The following is a 19,586-nucleotide window of genomic DNA, read 5'->3' as shown; positions in this document are numbered from 1 at the left end:
TAATCATTGTCCATCCATCAGTCCTCTCATAATTGTATTTTTATATTAACAAATTTTTTTATGGAATACAATTCAGCCCCATCTTTACCTCAAATTACTGCTTGTTGCTCTTTTGATCATTCCATACAATTGACCACAAGCAGCATCTATATCAATTCTAAATTGACTTCTGATGGTCACATTAATACCTGGTGATTTTAATTTTTTGTAAGAGTCAACAACATGACCTTCTGTACGTGAGCAGGGTCGGCTCAATGAATTAAAATTGAAGCAAATTGAACGTGCATTAGAGAACAGCTTGGACTTTACTGAGCGGAGAATTATTGAAATAAAGTATTTTATTCTCAAGAGACAAAGGACATCAAAATTTATCTGAAATGGGCCTGAAGAAAGGAAAATACTATAAAAAGAAAAGAGCAGCCATATATTGACTTGCTACAATACTTGGAATCATCTGAGCGCTGTAGTTTTGAAACAAAGAGTGATAATTTTAATAAAGTTTAATCAAAATTCAATGATAAAACAGGGTTTTTCTTTTTATTATTGATGTTGTAAAACTCTGTTTATGTTCCTCCATTAAAGGGCCATATTCTGGAGGAATAGTTATGATGAGAATGGTGCATATGCTAAAATTAAGGAGATTATCTAAAATTAATGAATCATTTTAACAATTATTGGGTTAAGGGGAGTGGGATAATGGATAGCAAACGTTTTGAAATTATTTATACCCAAGGGAAATTAGAGATTTTTAAGGTTATTCGTGATAATCAGACCGGGGTTCTATACATGTTGAATCAGACGGGTGCTGGAAGTGGATTAACTGTTATGGTTGATCAAGAAGGAAAACCTTTGTTAGATGAGAATTTTAAAAAGTAGAGGACGTGTTTAAGTGCCCATTCAATAGAGCTCCGTTAACCGCTTGTTTCTGAAACGGGCGCGATTGTTGAATAACATAGGGTAGAAAATGATCAAACTTTTTTTCAAATGGGTGCTTTAGCGCAATTGACCCTGCTAAAGCTATCAATAATCATAAGAGTAATTTGAAAAAAACTTCATCTGTTTGCACTAGAAGGGATACCAGGTAAACAAAGCGAAACTCGCACTGAATTTAAGTATCTTTAGTGCGAGTTTTCATTTATTCTATACATCTTCACTAAAGCCTTATTCACATCATCAATGCCACTATACATATATTTTTTTGTTTTATCAGAAATCCAAAGTGAGGAAGGTGATCAGGGAACAAACGGCCATCATGGTTTTTGAATAAGGAAGAGACAAAGATAGCTGCTGTTATAAAGGAAAAGTATCGCATCTATACTGGTGTTTTTAAAAAGAACACAGAAGCGGAGAAGCAAGCCAAACTAGTCGGCGCTAAGTTGGGATATCAACCATTTGCTAAGGAGAAAACAATTTGGATAGGCGTGTCTAACACGCTGGGATCAGCTACGATAGCTCAACAGAATATCAGCCGAGAGTTTTGAGTTCAATCCGCAAATCAGGCAAGAATAATAACAGACGAAAGCCCCTATCCTTAATGGATAGGGGCTTTTTTATTTACCTTGTTGAACTAAAGCGTTTGCTACTCCAACAACAGGCGTGTTTTAATCACTGAATTAGAACATTTCCTAAATACTGAGCACTCCCTGCCGAATTTATAAATGTCACTTCCAGAACGTAATTACCTTTATTAGTTGGGAATTGAAATTCTCCTGAATCACCCAATGGGAGTTCGATTCGTTGGTCATCTTTTAATAGGAAAACTGTTATTTTGGGATCTGTCCAAATATCTCCCCCATTTTCTTCGTTTTCTTTAAAATCTAAAGAGGCTTTCTGATTTGAAAAAACCTTTATTTCATCCAGTGATGATGCAAATTTTTCAGTATCCTCTATCTTTTGTTGTACATCTTCACTTGCTGTAACCCAGCTAATATTTGCTTCTGTTAATTGTACAGATGCAATATCCAAATTTAAATGAGCAGTTGGCACTCCCACATCATAATCTTCACCAAAACACCCTGTTAATGCAAAAACTAAATACAGCCCTATAAATAATTTCAGAAATCTATTCATATTCGACCTGCCCTATTTTTATCTATCGAAATATATATCATAAATTGTAACATTAGTTGCACAGTCCTGTCTCGTTAGTTTAAGTATGATCGTTTTACGTTAATGAATTTTTTATTCTTTTTCTGTAACTTTTTATAAAAACATCACTATTTGAAGTATTGTTTTGGGCTTATTTTTATAATTGAATGTCATATATATATGACATAGTTAAATTATATGTTACAATGTGTTTGGAGACATTTAAGCCGAATTACTGAATTGCCTTCAGAAAGGTGGTTTATTTTTGAAAGATATTGAAGTGAAAAATTCTGTGAAGCTGAAGCGAATTGAAAAAGGAAACTTAACACAAAGTGATTTAGCAAAAATTGTAGGTGTAACAAGACAAACGATGAATTTAATTGAAGCACAAAAGTATAATCCAACAATTAAAGTTTGTTTATTAATCGCAAATGCTTTAGAAGTATCAGTAGACCAACTATTTTGGATGGAGGAGTAGTAAGGATGAAAACAATCTTCACATACATACCAATTATTAGTTTGTTACTTGTTTTATATGCTTTAGAAGATTCCATATTAAAATGGATGCTGCTAATAATATGTGCGCTCCTTGTTGTTTTAGCTAAATATATTCGGACTAAAATGAAAGCAGATGAAATCGAATTTGATGATCGAGTAAATGCTAATATATCAAAATGGTCTTTAAGAAGTGTGTATCTATTAAATGCGTTCTTGGTTTTATTATTAGTGTTGGATGCTAGGCGATTACTAACAATCAATTTGAATAACGAAATGCTGCTATTGTATCTCTTATTAACGCTTTACGTGCCTTTCTATATTGTACCGTTAATTGTAAAGAAATTTTAAAGGGGGATTGAGAAGTGGATATTAATTTAATTGTGATTGGTATTATTTTTTTAGTGTTAGGTTATTTGGTTGGAGTCAAAAAAATGACGTGGTTATTATCAGGATTTAATGAAAAACGCGTAAAAGATAAAACAAAACTTGCAAAGATTGTTGGGAGAACTGAGGTTATTCTTGGATGTATAATGATTCTTGGCGGATTGGTAGGTGTTAAACCTCCAGGATATTTAGTTACTTTTTGCGTGCTTGTAATCCTAGGACTAGTAGTATATGTGAATGCAAAAATGGTAGAGTAACCATTTAGAGAGGTTCATATGTAATAAACAGCACAGGTTCAGTTCTTGGGCAGAACCTGTGCTGTTTTGCTTGTACTAATAATAAAATACTGGCAATGTACTGTAACAGACGCTTGAAGAGCTTATAAAACATATGCAAAAGAAAAAGGATTAGAACATTATCTAATTGAATCAAATCAAATGATGGTAAGTACGTTATCAAAGGTTTATACCATATTTAAAACGCCAACGGTCTCCATTTCTGCATAAAACAATGGATAGACCGTTTCAAAGGTTCTTCAACAAAATGCCTTGACAATTACCTTGATTGGTTTTTGTTTATAGGTAGTCGCAGTAACGAAAGTACAGGACATAGGGAGGGTTGGTTTATGAATATAGTGTTTTTTATTATCATAATTTCTCTATTTGCTTCTATGATAAGTTCCTTATGGTGGTTAAAGAGAAAGGAGAGCAAATGGTTGGGATTGTTAGTTGCCTTTATAGTTAATTCAGTTATTTTATCAATAGCAACAATTGCTCTCTATAAAATAGATGTTCAAACATTCCATAAACAGACAGATGGATTATTTGGCAGTTTAGGTATAGTAGTGTTAGTGCTTTTTATCCCAATAATCACATTCATCAACTATTGGATTGTGGAATTTAAAAAAAGATAAGCCCTCATAATTAAGGGAAACCCATATACAAAAGGGTTTCCCTTAGATAGTATTCAGTTATCATCAATAAAGTTTGACAGAGATTTAATTTAAATACTTTATTTTATGCTTATAATGTTTTCAATTTGTGTGGCTATTTTATACTCACTGTAGGATCACTGGGAAAAGAAAGATAAAAACCTTACTTGAAATAAATCGAGAAAAAGAACAAACTTCTTGTTGAATTTCCTGTATCGAATTTTATGTTAGATAAAAGGGCTTCCCTGATTTGGGGAGCTCTTTTGTTTGTCTAGTAAATTTATTTTTCTCTTTTTGTTGTCAGCTTCTTATTAAAAATTGAATAAATTATTCCTTTTTAAATAAAAAATGTAAAAAATGAGCTTTAAAAGAATAAATAAGTCTAATTCTTAATGCGCTCAAAATGTTTATGTTTGTTGACGATCCTGGTTTATTTTCGAGTTGAATATTGGCTTTTCCGATAATTCAGTTAATTAGGCATAAAACTTGCAAGTATAAAATGTCTAAAATATAAAATAAAGGTGGGAGTTTTTATGAGTACAGCGAACTTAAAGACAATTCAAATCAGAAAGTTAGAGAAGAAAGATGTGACACAGCTATTGCCTCTTATGTATGAATACATTGTAGATTTTTATCAATGTCCTCGTCCAAGTGAGGATTCACTAAAAAATTAGTCAACCATTTGCTTGATAATCCTTCGGAAGGTATTCAGTTTGTTGCAGAGACCGAGACAAATCAATTGGTTGGGTTTGCTACACTGTATTTTATGTTTAATACACTAGAGGCAAAAAGAATGGCTTTTTTATATGATTTATTTGTCTCGCCTACTATAAGAGGCCAAAAGGTCGGTGAGAGGCTATTTGAAACTTGTCTCTCTCACATGAGAGAAAATGATTATTCCCATATGGCTTGGGAAACTGCACATGATAATGTAGTGGCTCAAGCATTATACGATAAAATGGGAGCGAAAAAAGCCGTTTGGTTAAATTACGAAATTAAATAGTGAAAGAATTAAAAGAGGTTTCTCCGATGAATCCTATCATTGAGATTGGGGGTATGTGATGCTCAAAGGATATATGTATTCTTTTTTATCAACGATTTTTTTCGCTCTTCCTACTGTATTTCTTGTTCTAGCTTACAAGGACAATCTAACACCTAACAGCCTTATTCTTAATCAAAGCTTAATTGCAGCCATATTGATTTTTATTTATATAAAAGCAACTGGCCAAAAGTTACCTAAACTTACACGTTCTAACCTCATCGATTTCATTCTAACTGGTGCAATTGGTAAAGCTGGAACAACAATTGCTCTATTTTATGCGATTAACTATATGAGTGTCTCGCTAGTTATGACAATTGTTTTTATGTACCCAGCAATAATTATTGTTTTAGAATACGTATTTGACAAACAAAAAATATCGCTTTTGCAACTTTGGGGTCTTTTGATTATCTTTTTGGGCGAAACATTAGTCATGAAGGTGTTTCAGGGAGAGTTTTATTCATTGTCTCTTAAAGGAGTAGCACTTAGCTTAACGGCAAGTATTGCTTTTGGATGGATGCTGTACTGGACCAACAAAAAACTTAATACGTTTGAACCAGTGATTGTAACAGGATACACAACCTTTTTTTGTACAATATGTCTTTTGGTTTTGATGCCTCCTGTATATCTATTTACTGATAAAATGACTTTACCTTTGATTATGTGGTCTCTGTTTTTTGCTATAACAACTTCTGTTTTGGCCAACCTTTTTTTGTTTGCTTCGGTAAAATATATCGGAGCAGCACGTTCTTCTATTATTAGCATTCTTGAATTACCGTTGACAGTATTATTTGCGTTTTTATTGTTAAAGGAACACATGGATATAGTTCAGATTTTAGGAACAACACTTATCTTTTTAGGGATTTGTTTTTTTAATTGGAAAAACTCCAGCTATTTTAAACCTGAAAGCCACTCTATATAACGGGAATTATGTTAATGAAAAGAAAACTTAGAATTTCTAAATGAAAAGCTTTTATTACTATCATTGTTTCAGCAACTGTATCATTGAAAACAAAGGTCTACTCTCACTAGGATGAACATCCATTGATATTAGGCAAACAAAGCAAAACTCCCACTGCATGTTTCTTCAGTGGGAGTTTTCATTTATTCAATTATTCAATACATCTTCGCTAAAGCTTTATCCATCTGTTCCTCATTCGCTTTAACCTCATGACTATTCACATCACCAACGCCCCTGTACGTATATTTTGTGTTCTGCCAAAAGGTAAAAGTGGGGAGGGTGATTAATGTGTTATCTTATACTCGTTAATAAATCATAACCAAGTACGATTGAAAGTCCTATTTCTATGGCTTTCTTCCTGAGCTAATGGACAGATTAGTTGAAAAGCGTTGTTTATACCTTGTATTCTACAAGATGGCCAGGTTGTGAAGTAAAAACCAACATACACTGGATATTAGACTCCTCCCCATACCCGTTGCCTATTTATTTTAAGAAACATTCCTGCCTTGAAAGTTTTTGCGCGGCAATACGGAAACTAAAAGCAGCAAAATACCAAGCAGTACAAATAAAACAGGTCCGGGCAGGATATGATATAAGGCTGGAGCCATTCCTCCAAGTGCCATCCCTGAATAACGCACAAAATTAAATAATCCTAAAGCTGTTCCTCTATGCTCAATGTATTCGTTACCAACAAGCGTTGAAAAAAGAGGTGCAGAAAATCCCACTGCGACTCCATATCCAAATAAAATCATACTTAATCCAATAAGTGATTGTGTATGAAATACACCAAACAGTATGATTAACAAGGGCATGGTGATCAAAAGGGGTATCAATAATCTGTTTAACGATATATTTTCCTGTAACTTTTTGAACATGATGCTCCCCATAATCATGCTGACAGGGAGTGGTAAATATAACAACCCAATGAGCTGTAAAGTTAGCTGATAATGATCATGGAGCAGGACGGGCAGATAAACGAGAATCGCAAAATAAGTGAAAAATACTATAAAGCTAACCATGATGATACTGACGCCATTGTGATGAGAAAAAACTGCTTTATACGCCCCTATGAATCCTTTACGCTGGTTTTTAATCGTTTTAGTCTGTCTCTCGTCTGGCAGGAGATAAGCAATGAAAATAAGCAGCACAACTGCGATCATCAAAAGGCAAAGGAAGGCACCCTCATAGCCAAAATACTCTCCAATAACCCCTCCGAGGACAGGCGACACGGCAGGGGCAAGGATAAGCAGGACTTGATAGGTTCCCATAGCACTGCCCCTTGCCTCACCTTCAAACTGTTGTGCCACAATACTGATGACAACCAAAGGGATGATGCCAGCCCCGACAGCCTGAATCATCCGGAACAACAGAAATAACACAAAACTGTCCGTATAAGCGCAAATGGCGGCTGAGACACCTATCAACACAAGGCTGACCAATAACAATCTTTTTTTATCTTTGTGATCAACCACTGTTCCTAGGAGGATTTGTATCACCACAATAATAAAGATAAAGCTGCTGACTGTGAAATTCACCCAGCTGATGGGCACATGAAAGGAATCTCGGATGATGGGAATAATCGGTGTATAGATGTTCTGGCTTAAAGAAGCAAAAAATGCGCTAATACTCAAGACATATAAGACAAACAATTTTCCCTGCGCCATATCTTTTGCCATGTGTTACTCTCCAAATGATATGTCATTATGTTTGAGGTTGTCGGTTATCATTTTTAAAAATGCGATAATGGTATCCAACTCGTCTGTGTTAAAGCCGTCCAGCAAACTCAAATATCGACTTTTTGCCTGCTCATGCAGCCTTGCATGAATAGAAGCAAGTTGTTCTCCAAACTCAGTAAGGCGGTAGTGAACTTCCTTTTGATTATCTTCTTGTCTGGTTTTAACAATTACGTGTTTCTCTAACATTTTTCGAATAGCCTTCGTGATAGCTGGCTTGGACACATGCAACGTTTCGGCAAGTGATGTGTTATTCGCAGATCCTTGTTCCTTGATGGTGGAAACGATGTGTAATTGAGTAAGTGTCCAATCCATCATCATAGAGTCTTCTGTCTCTTTTTTATTGAAACTCCTTCTTTTTTGAACAGCTTCTCTCTCTTTAATTAACTGCTGCAAAGCATTTAATACTTCCGTTTTTTTATCCATATGATTCATCGTATATCACCTGTTTTTTAATTTTATTAACCGGTTAATAATTATAGTTTACCAGTTAATAAAAAGTAATATCAAGTGTTAGTAATGATGTAATCTGTGAAAATAGCACTGCAATGCAAAAAAATAAAAAAGCATGCCGTAGCATGTAAAGGGTAAGAAGTAATTTCCTGTATTATCCTAAAAATTAATAAATCAAAAGTGAGGAGGATGATCAGTGTGTTATCTTATAATCGTTGGAAAATCATAACTAAGTATGATTGAAAGTCCTATTTTTTATGATTTTCTTCTTAAACTAACGGGCCCGTTAGTTTGAGAAGAAATCGAATACTTAAATAATGGTTTCTCTAGATAGGGGGGGATATGTTCGATAAATTCAGAAGGTTATTTAAGAAGAGTGAACAGAATAAACTTGATGACAAATACATTCTGATCCCAAAAAGTGTAATAAACGAAGAGTTAAAAAGAAAGATAATTGAATTAGAAAAATTAGGAGAAGAATGTAGTAAAGTTCTCCAAAGAAAGTATGGAAATGCATTCGAAATCCAAGGGAAACATCATCTAAGAATTTGGATTTGCAGGGATATTGATGGAGATGAAATAAAGGACTTAACTTTCGAAAAATGTCTAGAAAAAGAGTATCGTTCTCAAATAGCGATAGATTATGATGGCCCAAAATTTGATGATGATTTTTATGCACATACGATTCAATTATGGTACTACTTTAGTGGTTACTTTGAAGGTTCAGGTACACTATATGATTTATCAAAAAGTGACCTAGAAATAGATATTGAGGAAGCTTTAAAAACGCTGCTGGAATGATTGATTTAAAGAGATTCCTTGTTCAACTAACGGGGCAGTTTAGTTGAATAGGGACTTCAAGGTTTTTACATTGAATTACATCTGTACATATAAAAATTGGGAGAAATAATGAATAAAATTTGTATTGTATCTGGCCAGCAGGAGTAGGGAAAGGGCAGGAAAGCCACACGGGGGCTTTCCCGCTAGAAATTTTATTTTTATGGATGTGCGTATTCTAGATGCCATCTTAATGTATGTTTTAGATAACATAGATACCCATATCTTTTGAATGTAATCTTATTTTTCTGGATAATTTGGCTACCGTCAAAAAACATTTCAAAGTATTCATTTTGAGAGTCCCGTGGATTATTAGAGCATAACCTTTCAAACCCGATAATATAAAACATTTCTTTTTCGTTATCATATTCCACAGTATCTAGCACAAAATGTTCAGTCTCAAAGTATCTGCATTTTTCCTCAAGGGTTACATCATCATGAACAACAACAGAACTAAGCAAAGTTTTTGGGTTATATTCTAGGTTCAGAAAACTACCTTGTGGGCCAAAGCAAAAGTCTCCATCTTGCGGAGAGCGTATACCCCGTTTTTTATATTTGGATATTAATGTCATACTGTCTAAAGAGTAAATTGCAAGCGCTCCGTCATTACTTTTTGCAACAAAAGTATTTTTGTTTGGATTGAGCATACCACGGTATGCAAATTTCAAGTCCTTAAATTTGGCAGTCATTTCATTAGTGTCTAAATCAATAATATTGATAGCAGAGCCATTAAAAATAATCTGATAACTAGGTGTAGAGAGTTTAAAGCCCATAGATATATTACTCCTTTCTGCCATGTATAATATTTGTTGTTTTAAAGTTACTTTACTTGATGAACAAGAAAAAACAAGAGCGAATTGAATTTTTATCTTCTGGTGAGTAAGATATAAAGGAATAAGCATTTCTGATAAAGTATGTGAATAATTGTGCTTAAACAAACGGGTGCTTTAGTGCAATAGGATTTATTAAAATTAGTAAACTTTGTAATAGTAATTTGGAAAAACGCTTCATTGATTCTCATAGATACCAGGTAAACAAAGCGAAACTCCCACTGCATATTTCTTTAGTGGGCATTATCCATTGTTAGGAGTTGCTTCTTCAACCTTTTCAGTAACAGATTCCTCTGGCTCGTCATATTCTTTTGCGCTGAAGTATGCAATACATCCACCAACTACAAGAGGTAACAATATGAATAGGTCTAAACAGCCTAGACAACCTTTAAGTGTATAGCCCATTGTTTTGTTACTCAGTTTTTAATTGAAATAAAATTTGCAAATTCGTTTCCTAAATCATCATAAAATAAATAATCTCCATCTGAGGCAAGAGTGTTTTCAATAAAATAGAATAATAGATTTTGGTCAAAGTTTGTTGAGGTGGGTGTGTAATTCCCCTTTTCGGAAATGATTAAGTTCAATGATGCATATGGCTCCAAGACACCTAAAAAAGAATTTATGTATCCTAATCATTTTGTATCTTTAAACAACTTTTTGTCAGTATAGTGGGTGCTCGTAGCGACTGTAAACTTGTCCTTTAGTTTTTCTGCAATCTACACCAGGGAAGAACATTAATTTTAGCTGTATTTTGGTATAGCTATAATTAGCTGTGGGAAATCCTTGCATTCCATTTATAACTATGAATATTAATGATGGATCGGAGCTGGTGGCAGATTCTTGCTCGAGTGTCAAACCAAATAGTGCTCTTTAGATTAATGCACGGTTATTTGGTCATGGTCAAATTTTTGATTGAACAAAGCGTGGGCGTTACTTTAGCGTAAAAAGGGCGGCGAGCGGCCTTATACAACTGCAATCAATAATAAAAATACAGTTTTGGCCGACTATTTAAAATCGCTGGAGCCATTTGCTATACATAATATGGAAAACAAAAAGTATGAGCTGAAAAAATATAAATTAACCGATGAACTGGTCACATTGACCAATACGATTAAGAGGGAATTTGGCAGGCAAAAGCTGCTGCGTTTATCAGCTGATATCGGCCATTACTCCGATCTGCAGCTAGTTTGGAATTCGAAGAAAAAAGGTCAGATAGGCTGTTATGACGTGGAGTATCAGACTTATGCGGATTTATGCAGCTTTACAGAGTTCCTCGTGCAGCCTGAAATGCACCTCATTCATTTTCTTGAGGGAGAGTTGTAAATGAAGAACCGTATGAATAGTTTAGTTGAGAGGACAGACTGTATTCTCTATTATGCGGAGCCAGGCCTATCGAACGAGCATGGTACAGGCTGGATCGGCGGGAATGCACCTGACTTCTTTGATGGTCAAGCAGATCTTATCCACGAAAGTAACCAAAAATATTATTTTTACTTGAGCCTCGTCCATCCCTTTAAACCTGAGAGCATGATTTCAATCTTCATCCCAGAGGACTATGAGGAATATTTGGACAACAATGTTTATCCGAATTGCTCGATAAAGGTGATTGAGCATCCAATTTCAACGGAAAGCGTCAAAGATATGTTTACTAATCTAGGTCTTATAAAACATGTAATTTCAGACGGAGAAATAAGCAATGACGAAAAATCCATGGATCAGTCTTTTTTGATCAAACTCGGTGGAAACCCGAGGCTTATTCAAAATAAAGACTATTATTTTACGAAACTAAAGGAGGAATCATTTTCTTTTTTATTTCAAGTAGATGAAGATGGTTACCCCGAAACGCTGCTTCATCCCGATTACAATTATCCTTTTGGTTTTGGATCACTATATATTTTCGCCAAAATAGGGGTAACTGAGGTCCAACATCCAGTAGCAGGTTTTTGGCAATTTTCTTGATTTAACGCAGAGAGCGTAAAGTAATTGAACTGATTCTGGAGGGTTGCTGGAAACAAAGTAAGGATAAAGATGTGCCTTGCTTTGATTCACTACATAGTGTCTTAAACCATCTAAGACAGAAAAAGAAGGAATGATATACTCAGGGTTATAATTTAGATAATTTATTTTATATCGAAGGAGCAGTTGAGATGTTATCGGAAAAGGTGATCGATTATTGCAAAAGCAAAAACTGGTGGTTTGAAGACGTTACAGAGGAGTATGAACATGCAATGGTAAAGTTAGGCGTCGATTTGAGTTCAGACTTTGCTACATTTTATTTGCATGCAGAGGATGGGCCGACCTTCCTTAGCAAACGACGTGAAATCTATCAGATTTGTTGGTTTATGATCAATTCTTCTGATTATATATTAGGTATGGAGAGAACTCATGCTGTGTTAAACCTGCCTGAAGAATATATTCCGTTGGATAACTTCGAAGGGGAGTTTGGCTTTTTTTATAATAAGAACACAGACGAAGTGTTAGGTTTAGGGTTGGGCCAGCAGATGGAGGATTTTTTTGCCGGTAAATTGAATTCGCAATGGAAAAGCTTTAACTCCTTCCTAGAGTGGTATTTTGAACTGACAGATTCGTGTGTGACTATATAGAAAAAGGCCGTCAGCTATCGCTGCACTGGAGCTAACCTGATGGTGGAATGCTCCGGAGGAGACATGACGGCCTTTTATGAAATCATTTCAAAAATAGATACAGGCAAATATGCAATCAATTACATGCCAGAAAGATGGCATAACATTATTAGAGAAGCGATAAGTATCCAAGAAGGGTTAGGTGTACGTTACTATAATTCTAAGAAACGCCGGATTAATGACGCCCTGCAATGTATGGACTACATGCTTAATTGTTGTAATAGGATGTAGAACATCTAATCATTATGTAAATGCGTCCTCAAGAAAAAAGAACGATTGTAGAGAAATACTGCTAGAGAGTGATTAAACTTTTTTTATAAAAACTAAACTTAATATGTCGGAAAAGAATTCATTTTGATCAATCTTTTTTAGAATGGATTCTTTTTATTTATCGTAGAATACTAGTTTGTGAGGTGTTTTTAATCAAGCTTTATTTTAAAGCAACAACTAAGCAGGTTAAAGAAAATAGAAAAAGGGACTGAAGTGGTCCCTTTCTTAATAGGTAACTTGAAGCATACTTGTTTTCCACAAGCCCATCCATCTTCATCACGGTCATGCTTTGGATCATAAGCGAGTGTCCTTTGTCAGCGCTATTGGATATTTCTAAGTTCCGTACAGTTTTTAAATGCTTCTTTTTTAGGAGCTGGTTCCGTAGTTAGCGGAGTTGGTTTGGTTGGCGCAGTTGTTTGGACATAGTTGTTTTCTTTTTTACTCCCTTTTCTTTTAGTATTTAAATATCGATGAAGAAAAAACTTTGTGCATAAGTTCGGTAATTGCTTTTGAAATTAATATGGGCGAACCATACTATAAATGAAAGCTAAAAAAACAAAAATTCTATTAGATGTACTTAGTGACAATAAAGTCATTTGAAAAATATATCCGTTTTTTGTGGTATTAATAGGAAATCTTGAGAGGATATAGAATATATTTATGGAGTATTTAAGTAAGGAGGATAAATATGTTTCAAACACTAAATAGTTTTTTTAAAGTATGGGATGTTGAAGCAGGAGCTACCCAAAAAATTCTCAATCAACTTACAGATGAATCCTTACTCCAGAAAGTAACATCTCAAAATTGGACATTAGGAAGGATAGCTTGGCATACTGTAACAGCAATTGGCGTTATAGCATCTCGAACAGACCTTTCTTTTGACTCTCCCAATCAAGATTATCCTGTTCCGACTTCAGCAAAGTTCATATCTGACTCCTATCGACAAGCAAGTAGCGCTTTGTCTCAAGCTGTAAAAAACCAATGGAATGATAAGAGTCTTGGGGAAATACAGGAGTTTTTTGGACAGAGAATGTCAAATTCAGACCTTTTATTTTTTATGATTCAACATCAAATTCATCATCGAGGACAAATGACAATCCTTATGCGCCAAGCAGGTTTAACAGTTCCTGGTTTATATGGTCCTTCAAAAGAGGAATGGGCTGTGATAGGTATGGACGCCCCTAAAATGTAATTCAGAAAAAGTAAAAAATGTAATTTGATTGCTAAACTTCTTTAAATAACTTTGGGGAGGGTATTACTTTGGAAAAAAATGAAAAAAAGGATATTTATACAGTTGAATATGAACTCTCTGGTGTAATTTTCTATAAGAATGTAACGGCATTTAATTTTGAAGAAGCCAAACAACAAATAAAGTCTAACTTTTTAGATGCTAAAATTCGTGCTGTTACAATTTTAGAAAATGAAGAATATGATCATATACATTAGAATTTCTAAGACAGCCTGTTTTATTTAATACACTTAGGCTAATGGGTACTCTAGTTAAAGAAGAATTAAATAACTTTATTATCACAATGAGAAGAAAACTTATAACTTCTAACCGAAAAGCTTTAATTACTATTATTTGAGCAACTTTATCATTTCAAAAAAAGTCTATTCTCATGAGGATGAACATTCATAGATATCTGGTAATTAAAGCGAAACTCCCGCTAAATTTTCATGTCTTTAGTGGGAGTTTTCCGTTTATTCAATTCATCTTCGCCAAAGATTTATCCACCTGTTCTTCATTCGCTTTAACCTCACGGCTATTCACAACACCAATGCCTCTGTACATATATTTTGTGTTCTGCCAAAAATCAAAAGCGAAGAGGGTGAGCAGTGTTTTATCTTTTACTCATTGATAAATCATAATTAAGTACGATTGAAAATCCTATTTTTTATGATTTTCTTCTTAAACTAAAGGGCAGTTTAGTGGAAGAAGGATTTTAATTTACTATGGTGAAATAGGTAATCAAGATAAAATCTAAGAAGGAAGTGTAGATACTATGAAAAAATGTTTTTAGGTCAATCATTCTTTTATGTGAAACAATAGGATTGATTTTCCATTATTGCACTTTCAGTAAACAACCCTTAGGATTATAATGGCATTACTGGTATTTATGTTTTTTTACTTGATCCTCAAACATTATAGGTTTTTGTTTGGTTTGTAGAATGAATGTAAGGGAGGGGAGCTAACTTGGAAATCACAACAGAAAGATTAATAATTAGACCTTTTAAGAGTACTGATTTACAGGATGTATTTGCTATTTATAATAATGATGATACATGTAAATTCCTATTACATGATAAGTGGACTCATGAAGATATGCAGAAAAGATTTAATAAGAAGCTGGCAAACGGTGTACTCACTAAAGAATCAATGTTAAGTTTGGCAGTTATATACAAGACTAAAGTAGTTGGTGATTTATCCGTATGGTATACAGACATGAAGGATACTGTTGAGATTGGTTATAGTTTTTCAAATGAAGTAGCTGGGAGAGGTTTGGCAACAGAAGCAGTAAGTAGTTTGGTCTATAAATTATTTGATGAATTTAATGTACATCGCATACAAGCTAATCTTGATGCACGGAATACAGCTTCACAAAAATTGTGTGAACGAATAGGCATGAGAAAGGAAGCCCATTTCATACAAAATTTTTGGAATAAAAATGAATGGACAGATAGTATTGTATATGGAATGTTACCCTCTGATTTGCAGCAATAGACTTAGTTATCTTATTGTGCTAACGGGAGCTTTAGTACAATAGGATTTATTAAGCTTATCGAACTTTGTTATAGAAATCGTAATAGTAATTTAAAAAATCCTTTACCTGTTTGCGCTAGAAGGGCTATCAGCCAAACAAAGTGAAACTCCCACTGAATTCAATGTCTTCAGTGGGAGTTTTCAATTATTCAATTCAGCTTCTCCAAAGCCTTATCCATCTGTTCGTCGTTGGCTTTAACCTCATGGCTATTCACATCATCAATGCCTCGATATGTATACTTTTGTGTTCTGCCAAAAATCAAAAGCGAAGAGGGAGGTCAGTGTGTTATCCTATCCTTATTGAAAAATTATAATCAAGTACAATTGAACGTCCTATTTTTATGATTTTCTTCTTAAACTAATGGGCAAGTTAGTTGTATTATTATATACAGAGTGGTATGTTGAAAAATGACATTTTTTGAGTGTTTAGGTTTGTTTTTTATGCCTGATTGGAGAGATCATAATGGGAAATACTGATAAGTTTGAAATGATAGCTAATAAATATGACACTCCTGAAAGAATCGAAATTGCAAAGGTATGCTCAGATGCCATCCGTAATTATTTAGTTGACGCTAAAAGTAAGAATGCGATTGATTTTGGATGTGGAACTGGTCTTGTCGGAGTGAATTTGTTAAACGAGTTTCATTCTATACTTTTTCTGGATACGTCACAAAATATGATAAATCAAATAAAACAAAAAATAACGGATTTTAATATTCAGAATGCAGATACACTATGCTTTGATATTGAAAAGGAAAGACCGTCGGATTTACATGCCGACTATATTTTTATGGCTCAAGTTCTACTCCATATTCCTGATGTTGAATTCGTTTTATCAAGACTATTTGATGTTCTTAATGAAGGGGGACATCTATTAATAGTGGATTTTAATATAAATGAAAAAGTAGTTTCAGATATTGTTCATAACGGATTTAATCCAGAAGAGTTAACCGACATGATGACTAAAATCGGGTATAGGGACATTCAATTCAAAACTTTTTATACTGGAAATAAACTATTCATGGGACAGGATGCATCTATGTTTATTCTGGATTCAAAAAAGGGACATCGGTAAAGAATGGACTTAAAACTTGCAGTTACAAAAACACGGAGAACCGTTAAAAGAGTTTGTTGTTGAATTAACAGGTGCTTTAGTTCAATAGGATTTATTAAGTTTATCAAGCTTTGTTATAGAAATTATAATAGTAATTTGAAAAAACACTTCATTGATTCTCATAGATACCCGGCAAACAAAGCAAAACTCCCACTGGATTCAATTTCTTCAGTGGGAGTTGTCATTTATTCAATACATCTTCGCCAAAGCCTTATCCATCTGTTCCTCATTCGCTTTAACCTCATGACTATTTACATCATCAACAACTATAGGGGCAGGTTAGTTGAAGAAGGATTTACAACTTAAATTATAGAATTGTAAAAATGAATACCGACAACAAATTAATCAAAAATGGTTATTCTGTATTCCTATAATAATTCAATCTAACTCTGTACCATTAAAAGACTCTGATATGAATATTCATAAAATAGACGAAGAAGCATACTTGCTCATAGAAGCAGATAAAAATGATAATGGCAATTCAATAAAAGTCTATATGAAAATATTCAAATAAGCAGATCTAGCTAAAGCTGTTGGTATTACACGCCAAACTATAGGTATGATTGAATCTGGACTTTCATAAACATTGTATCGAATATTCCAAAAGAGAGATTATCGAATCTTTGTGATATAGGAAATAATCAGCAAAAAACATTAGAGCGGCTCGTAAAAGATTACCCCAATAACCAAATCCTTATTAAAAGTAATGCCTAATAGTGATACTGCTTTTTTAACTAACGGGGACTTTTGCTTAATATCTCAACTATCATTAATGGAATAAAACTTATCATGGTTACATTGGAGAGGAAATTTTAATGAATACAAATCAAGTTACATTTAGAGAAGCAACAATACAAGACCTGGACAGGATTGTGTATATGCTTTCGGATGACGTTTTAGGAAACAAAAGAGAGCTTTATAAACAGCCTTTGCCAGAAAGTTATATAAAGGCATTTCAATCCATCAACTCTGACCCAAACAATGAATTGATTGTGGCTTGTTATGGTGAAGAAATAGTAGGTGTTCAACAGATTACATATACTCCATTCATTACTCACCAAGGAGGATGGAGGGCCACAATTGAAGGTGTGCGTACTGCATCTTTAGAACGTGGGAAAGGTGTAGGATCTATGTTAATTCGATGGGCGATTCAGCGTGCCAAAGAGCGTGGATGTCATATGGTTCAATTAACAACAGATAAAAAGAGACCCGAAGCACTTCATTTCTATAAAAAGTTAGGTTTCAAGGCATCGCATGAGGGATTAAAATTGTACCTTTAGAAGAAATGGTTATCGAACTAAAGGGGGCTTTAGTTTAATAGGATTTATTAAGCTTATCAAGCTTTGTTATAAAAACTATAATAGTTATTCGAAAAAACGCTTCATCGATTCTCATAGATACTAGGCAAACAAAGCAAAACGAAACTCCCACTGCATGTGTCTTCAGTGGGAGTTTCCGTTTTATTCAATACATCTTCGCCAAAGCCTTATCCATTTGTTCATCATTGGCTTTAACCTCGTGACTATTCACGTCATCCACGTCTCGATACGTATACTTTGTGTTCTGCCAAAAATCAAAAGCGAAGAGGGAGAGTGGTATATTGTCCTGTCCTCGGTGGTCATAGTAAGTATCAATAACTTCGGCTTTAAAGGTATTCGTCAACATATACTCGTCATTTTCTATATCTGATAGATACTTACCAGTCTGTGAGGTCAAAATACGGCTCTAGGAAAGCAGTGGTGGACGGCATCACGTTCGATAGCAAGGCTGAAGCCAAGTATTGTGAGCATTTGAAACGGCTGCAGACGAATGATCAAATGTTGCTTACCTATAGTCCGGATCATGAGGGGGTTTTTACCAATGGAAGAGTATCGGGCTTATGTGAGAGAGAAAAAGAAGATGGGGGGAGCAGACAGAGGCGCCATTAGGAAAGTAGAGTGATCTGGGAAAAAGAAAGAGGAGTGAGGGGATAACTGATTAGATGCAGACAATGACAGCTACCAAAGAAGAGGGACGTTAAATTAACATCATTCACGTCTCACTTTCTTTAAATAAGCAAAGATGCTGGTCTTTAAAGAAGCATAAGAACCTATGGCTGCATAGCCATAAAACCAGCCCATAAATAGCCCAGTTATAAGATGGCCTCTATGGCTGATAAAGACGGATATGAGTACTCCAAGCAAAAGAGCTACTAGAGGGACAAACGTTTTAGGGGGGTGAAAAAGACTTTTATCAACTGGGGTAGGATCATCACTACAGGAACAGCAATAACAGCATCCCAAAAGTTTGTGTGTATTGTAGGGAAATCCATTTATTAATTCACCACCTTTTAAGAGTAGTATGGTGGCATTCTAATTTATTTATCCAAAAGAAGCAAAATTGCTCAATTAACGATGCGCTTTAGTTACAAACTATATGGTAAAGGTGTTGAGATTAACAGAGCTATTTATGAATAGAAACCATGGTGCCGATTGGAACCCTAGATGATAATTCTAAAGCATCGTGATTAAACATTCTAATACACCCATGCGAGACATTCTTACCAATAGAAGCTGGGTTATTTGTTCCGTGTATACCATAATGAGGTTTGGATAATCCCATCCAAAGCACTCCAAATGGTCCACCGGGATTATGTTGTTTATTGATAATTGTGTATGTCCCAGAAGGTGTTGGCGACAATATTTTTCCAACAGCTATTGGATAAGTTTTTATGAGCTTGTTCCCATCCAACAGTCTCAATTGATGTTTTGATGTTGATACATCAATCCATCTCACCATGAGGATCAACTCCATTTTTTTGATTATTGTATGAAGTAGTTCAAGAATTTGTTAATTAACAGGAGTTGATCAAACAGTGAGTCGAAAAGCAAAGAAGGAAACCAATTGGACCTTTAATAAAATCATAAATTAAAAATTTTTAATAAGAGAAGTTGTGAAAATTAATCTCAGATGTAGAAAGGTGTATTGGCTCTCATGTTGCCAATGAAAATTCAGTGGGAGAATATGTGAATCATCAAAAATACATCTTGGATTTAGTTCAGCAAT

General features: G+C 34.5%; 23 protein-coding genes and 6 pseudogenes. 21 read left to right on the top strand and 8 right to left on the bottom strand.

Features of this window, described 5'->3' with window-relative positions; genetic code table 11:
* Positions 1-84 precede the first annotated feature (84 nt).
* Positions 85-231, bottom strand: a pseudogene (locus tag CJ483_RS25645) (23S rRNA (adenine(2503)-C(8))-methyltransferase ClbB); the annotation flags it as partial.
* Between the two features lie 465 nt (positions 232-696).
* On the opposite strand from CJ483_RS25645, the gene CJ483_RS03360 reads away from it, so the two are divergent.
* Together CJ483_RS03360 and CJ483_RS24355 are read left to right on the top strand one after the other, a co-directional pair.
* Positions 697-876, top strand: coding sequence for a DUF6440 family protein (locus CJ483_RS03360; protein ID WP_120031922.1), 180 nt, complete (start codon positions 697-699; stop codon positions 874-876).
* Between the two features lie 383 nt (positions 877-1,259).
* Positions 1,260-1,481, top strand: coding sequence for a hypothetical protein (locus CJ483_RS24355; protein WP_120031920.1), 222 nt, complete (start codon positions 1,260-1,262; stop codon positions 1,479-1,481).
* Positions 1,482-1,605: 124 nt separating this feature from the next.
* Here CJ483_RS24355 and CJ483_RS03350 read toward each other — a convergent pair whose 3' ends face one another.
* Positions 1,606-2,070: a hypothetical protein gene (locus tag CJ483_RS03350; RefSeq protein WP_120031918.1), complete on the bottom strand. Its 465-nt coding sequence runs from the start codon at positions 2,068-2,070 to the stop codon at positions 1,606-1,608.
* Positions 2,071-2,353: 283 nt separating this feature from the next.
* On the opposite strand from CJ483_RS03350, the gene CJ483_RS03345 reads away from it, so the two are divergent.
* The 7 genes and pseudogenes from CJ483_RS03345 (at position 2,354) to CJ483_RS03320 (ending at position 5,862) form a co-directional block, all read left to right on the top strand.
* Positions 2,354-2,566 carry a helix-turn-helix transcriptional regulator gene (locus CJ483_RS03345; RefSeq protein WP_220702323.1) on the top strand — a complete coding sequence of 71 codons (213 nt, stop codon included), beginning with the start codon at positions 2,354-2,356 and terminating at the stop codon, positions 2,564-2,566.
* A gap of 382 nt (positions 2,567-2,948) precedes the next feature.
* The gene (locus tag CJ483_RS03335; RefSeq protein WP_120031914.1) at positions 2,949-3,227 is read left to right on the top strand and encodes a DUF3784 domain-containing protein; all 279 of its coding nucleotides are present in this window, start codon (positions 2,949-2,951) and stop codon (positions 3,225-3,227) included.
* A 117-nt stretch (positions 3,228-3,344) separates the two neighbouring features.
* Positions 3,345-3,580 (top strand): annotated as a pseudogene (locus CJ483_RS03330) (IS1595 family transposase); the annotation flags it as partial.
* Positions 3,581-3,595: 15 nt separating this feature from the next.
* On the top strand, positions 3,596-3,883 hold the full coding sequence (locus tag CJ483_RS24350; protein WP_182917181.1) for a hypothetical protein: 288 nt from the start codon (positions 3,596-3,598) through the stop codon (positions 3,881-3,883).
* Positions 3,884-4,434: 551 nt separating this feature from the next.
* Positions 4,435-4,575: a hypothetical protein gene (locus CJ483_RS24910; protein WP_259455555.1), complete on the top strand. Its 141-nt coding sequence runs from the start codon at positions 4,435-4,437 to the stop codon at positions 4,573-4,575.
* 8 nt (positions 4,576-4,583) lie between these two features.
* On the top strand, positions 4,584-4,904 hold the full coding sequence (locus tag CJ483_RS24905; protein WP_342753629.1) for a GNAT family N-acetyltransferase: 321 nt from the start codon (positions 4,584-4,586) through the stop codon (positions 4,902-4,904).
* 58 nt (positions 4,905-4,962) lie between these two features.
* A complete protein-coding gene (locus CJ483_RS03320) occupies positions 4,963-5,862 on the top strand; it encodes a DMT family transporter (protein WP_120031912.1) in 900 nt (299 codons plus the stop codon).
* Between the two features lie 527 nt (positions 5,863-6,389).
* On the opposite strand, the gene CJ483_RS03315 is transcribed toward CJ483_RS03320, so the two are convergent.
* Entirely contained in the window at positions 6,390-7,577 is a 1,188-nt protein-coding gene (locus tag CJ483_RS03315; RefSeq protein ID WP_120031910.1) for an MFS transporter, read from the bottom strand.
* Between the two features lie 3 nt (positions 7,578-7,580).
* Positions 7,581-8,069 (bottom strand): MarR family transcriptional regulator, encoded by a 489-nt coding sequence (locus CJ483_RS03310; protein ID WP_120031908.1) that lies wholly within the window; start codon positions 8,067-8,069, stop codon positions 7,581-7,583.
* A gap of 360 nt (positions 8,070-8,429) precedes the next feature.
* Here CJ483_RS03310 and CJ483_RS03305 point away from each other — a divergent pair, with 360 nt between their 5' ends.
* Positions 8,430-8,888: a hypothetical protein gene (locus tag CJ483_RS03305; protein WP_120031906.1), complete on the top strand. Its 459-nt coding sequence runs from the start codon at positions 8,430-8,432 to the stop codon at positions 8,886-8,888.
* Between the two features lie 197 nt (positions 8,889-9,085).
* Here CJ483_RS03305 and CJ483_RS03300 read toward each other — a convergent pair whose 3' ends face one another.
* A complete protein-coding gene (locus CJ483_RS03300) occupies positions 9,086-9,697 on the bottom strand; it encodes a hypothetical protein (RefSeq protein WP_120031904.1) in 612 nt (203 codons plus the stop codon).
* A 941-nt stretch (positions 9,698-10,638) separates the two neighbouring features.
* On the opposite strand from CJ483_RS03300, the pseudogene CJ483_RS03295 reads away from it, so the two are divergent.
* The 10 genes and pseudogenes from CJ483_RS03295 to CJ483_RS03245 form a co-directional block, all read left to right on the top strand.
* A pseudogene (locus CJ483_RS03295) lies at positions 10,639-11,077 on the top strand (ankyrin repeat domain-containing protein); the annotation flags it as partial.
* A complete protein-coding gene (locus CJ483_RS03290; RefSeq protein ID WP_120031902.1) occupies positions 11,078-11,713 on the top strand; it encodes a hypothetical protein in 636 nt (211 codons plus the stop codon).
* A 188-nt stretch (positions 11,714-11,901) separates the two neighbouring features.
* Positions 11,902-12,357, top strand: a complete 456-nt coding sequence (locus tag CJ483_RS03285; RefSeq protein WP_120031900.1) for a hypothetical protein — start codon at positions 11,902-11,904, stop codon at positions 12,355-12,357.
* A 39-nt stretch (positions 12,358-12,396) separates the two neighbouring features.
* A complete protein-coding gene (locus CJ483_RS03280; RefSeq protein ID WP_120031898.1) occupies positions 12,397-12,627 on the top strand; it encodes an aminoglycoside adenylyltransferase domain-containing protein in 231 nt (76 codons plus the stop codon).
* A gap of 727 nt (positions 12,628-13,354) precedes the next feature.
* On the top strand, positions 13,355-13,858 hold the full coding sequence (locus CJ483_RS03275) for a DinB family protein (RefSeq protein WP_120031896.1): 504 nt from the start codon (positions 13,355-13,357) through the stop codon (positions 13,856-13,858).
* A 68-nt stretch (positions 13,859-13,926) separates the two neighbouring features.
* On the top strand, positions 13,927-14,112 hold the full coding sequence (locus CJ483_RS03270; RefSeq protein ID WP_120031894.1) for a hypothetical protein: 186 nt from the start codon (positions 13,927-13,929) through the stop codon (positions 14,110-14,112).
* Positions 14,113-14,860: 748 nt separating this feature from the next.
* Entirely contained in the window at positions 14,861-15,388 is a 528-nt protein-coding gene (locus tag CJ483_RS03265; RefSeq protein WP_120031892.1) for a GNAT family N-acetyltransferase, read from the top strand.
* 502 nt (positions 15,389-15,890) lie between these two features.
* Positions 15,891-16,502: a class I SAM-dependent methyltransferase gene (locus CJ483_RS03260; protein WP_120031890.1), complete on the top strand. Its 612-nt coding sequence runs from the start codon at positions 15,891-15,893 to the stop codon at positions 16,500-16,502.
* Between the two features lie 556 nt (positions 16,503-17,058).
* A pseudogene (locus CJ483_RS25640) lies at positions 17,059-17,124 on the top strand (helix-turn-helix domain-containing protein); the annotation flags it as partial.
* Positions 17,125-17,356: 232 nt separating this feature from the next.
* Positions 17,357-17,821: a GNAT family N-acetyltransferase gene (locus CJ483_RS03245; RefSeq protein WP_120031888.1), complete on the top strand. Its 465-nt coding sequence runs from the start codon at positions 17,357-17,359 to the stop codon at positions 17,819-17,821.
* Between the two features lie 184 nt (positions 17,822-18,005).
* On the opposite strand, the gene CJ483_RS03240 is transcribed toward CJ483_RS03245, so the two are convergent.
* Positions 18,006-18,257 carry a hypothetical protein gene (locus CJ483_RS03240; protein ID WP_142927208.1) on the bottom strand — a complete coding sequence of 84 codons (252 nt, stop codon included), beginning with the start codon at positions 18,255-18,257 and terminating at the stop codon, positions 18,006-18,008.
* On the opposite strand from CJ483_RS03240, the pseudogene CJ483_RS24900 reads away from it, so the two are divergent.
* Positions 18,248-18,361: pseudogene (locus CJ483_RS24900) on the top strand (DUF1064 domain-containing protein); the annotation flags it as partial. The gene CJ483_RS03240 and the pseudogene CJ483_RS24900 sit on opposite strands and share 10 nt — an antisense overlap.
* Positions 18,362-18,568: 207 nt before the next feature.
* Here the strand turns inward: CJ483_RS24900 and CJ483_RS24895 are convergent.
* Together CJ483_RS24895 and CJ483_RS03225 are read right to left on the bottom strand one after the other, a co-directional pair.
* A pseudogene (locus CJ483_RS24895) lies at positions 18,569-18,852 on the bottom strand (hypothetical protein).
* 131 nt (positions 18,853-18,983) lie between these two features.
* Positions 18,984-19,319 (bottom strand): L,D-transpeptidase, encoded by a 336-nt coding sequence (locus CJ483_RS03225; RefSeq protein ID WP_120031882.1) that lies wholly within the window; start codon positions 19,317-19,319, stop codon positions 18,984-18,986.
* Positions 19,320-19,586 lie beyond the last annotated feature (267 nt).

It is taken from the genome of Bacillus sp. PK3_68, from assembly GCF_003600835.1.
Taxonomy (GTDB): Bacteria; Bacillota; Bacilli; order Bacillales; family Domibacillaceae; genus Pseudobacillus.
Note: the sequence above shows the minus strand (reverse complement) of the source record. Positions and strands in the feature narration are given on the sequence as shown.

Coding starts and splice junctions, on each gene's coding strand:
- CJ483_RS03310 (WP_120031908.1), bottom strand. CDS start 8,069: ATGAATCATATGGATAAAAAAACGGAAGTATTAAATGCTTTGCAGCAG.
- CJ483_RS03315 (WP_120031910.1), bottom strand. CDS start 7,577: ATGGCAAAAGATATGGCGCAGGGAAAATTGTTTGTCTTATATGTCTTG.
- CJ483_RS03320 (WP_120031912.1), top strand. CDS start 4,963: ATGCTCAAAGGATATATGTATTCTTTTTTATCAACGATTTTTTTCGCT.
- CJ483_RS24350 (WP_182917181.1), top strand. CDS start 3,596: ATGAATATAGTGTTTTTTATTATCATAATTTCTCTATTTGCTTCTATG.
- CJ483_RS03285 (WP_120031900.1), top strand. CDS start 11,902: ATGTTATCGGAAAAGGTGATCGATTATTGCAAAAGCAAAAACTGGTGG.
- CJ483_RS03305 (WP_120031906.1), top strand. CDS start 8,430: ATGTTCGATAAATTCAGAAGGTTATTTAAGAAGAGTGAACAGAATAAA.
- CJ483_RS03225 (WP_120031882.1), bottom strand. CDS start 19,319: ATGGTGAGATGGATTGATGTATCAACATCAAAACATCAATTGAGACTG.
- CJ483_RS03275 (WP_120031896.1), top strand. CDS start 13,355: ATGTTTCAAACACTAAATAGTTTTTTTAAAGTATGGGATGTTGAAGCA.
- CJ483_RS03360 (WP_120031922.1), top strand. CDS start 697: ATGGATAGCAAACGTTTTGAAATTATTTATACCCAAGGGAAATTAGAG.
- CJ483_RS03290 (WP_120031902.1), top strand. CDS start 11,078: ATGAAGAACCGTATGAATAGTTTAGTTGAGAGGACAGACTGTATTCTC.
- CJ483_RS03300 (WP_120031904.1), bottom strand. CDS start 9,697: ATGGGCTTTAAACTCTCTACACCTAGTTATCAGATTATTTTTAATGGC.
- CJ483_RS03245 (WP_120031888.1), top strand. CDS start 17,357: ATGAATACAAATCAAGTTACATTTAGAGAAGCAACAATACAAGACCTG.
- CJ483_RS03260 (WP_120031890.1), top strand. CDS start 15,891: ATGGGAAATACTGATAAGTTTGAAATGATAGCTAATAAATATGACACT.
- CJ483_RS03350 (WP_120031918.1), bottom strand. CDS start 2,070: ATGAATAGATTTCTGAAATTATTTATAGGGCTGTATTTAGTTTTTGCA.
- CJ483_RS24910 (WP_259455555.1), top strand. CDS start 4,435: ATGAGTACAGCGAACTTAAAGACAATTCAAATCAGAAAGTTAGAGAAG.
- CJ483_RS03280 (WP_120031898.1), top strand. CDS start 12,397: ATGGTGGAATGCTCCGGAGGAGACATGACGGCCTTTTATGAAATCATT.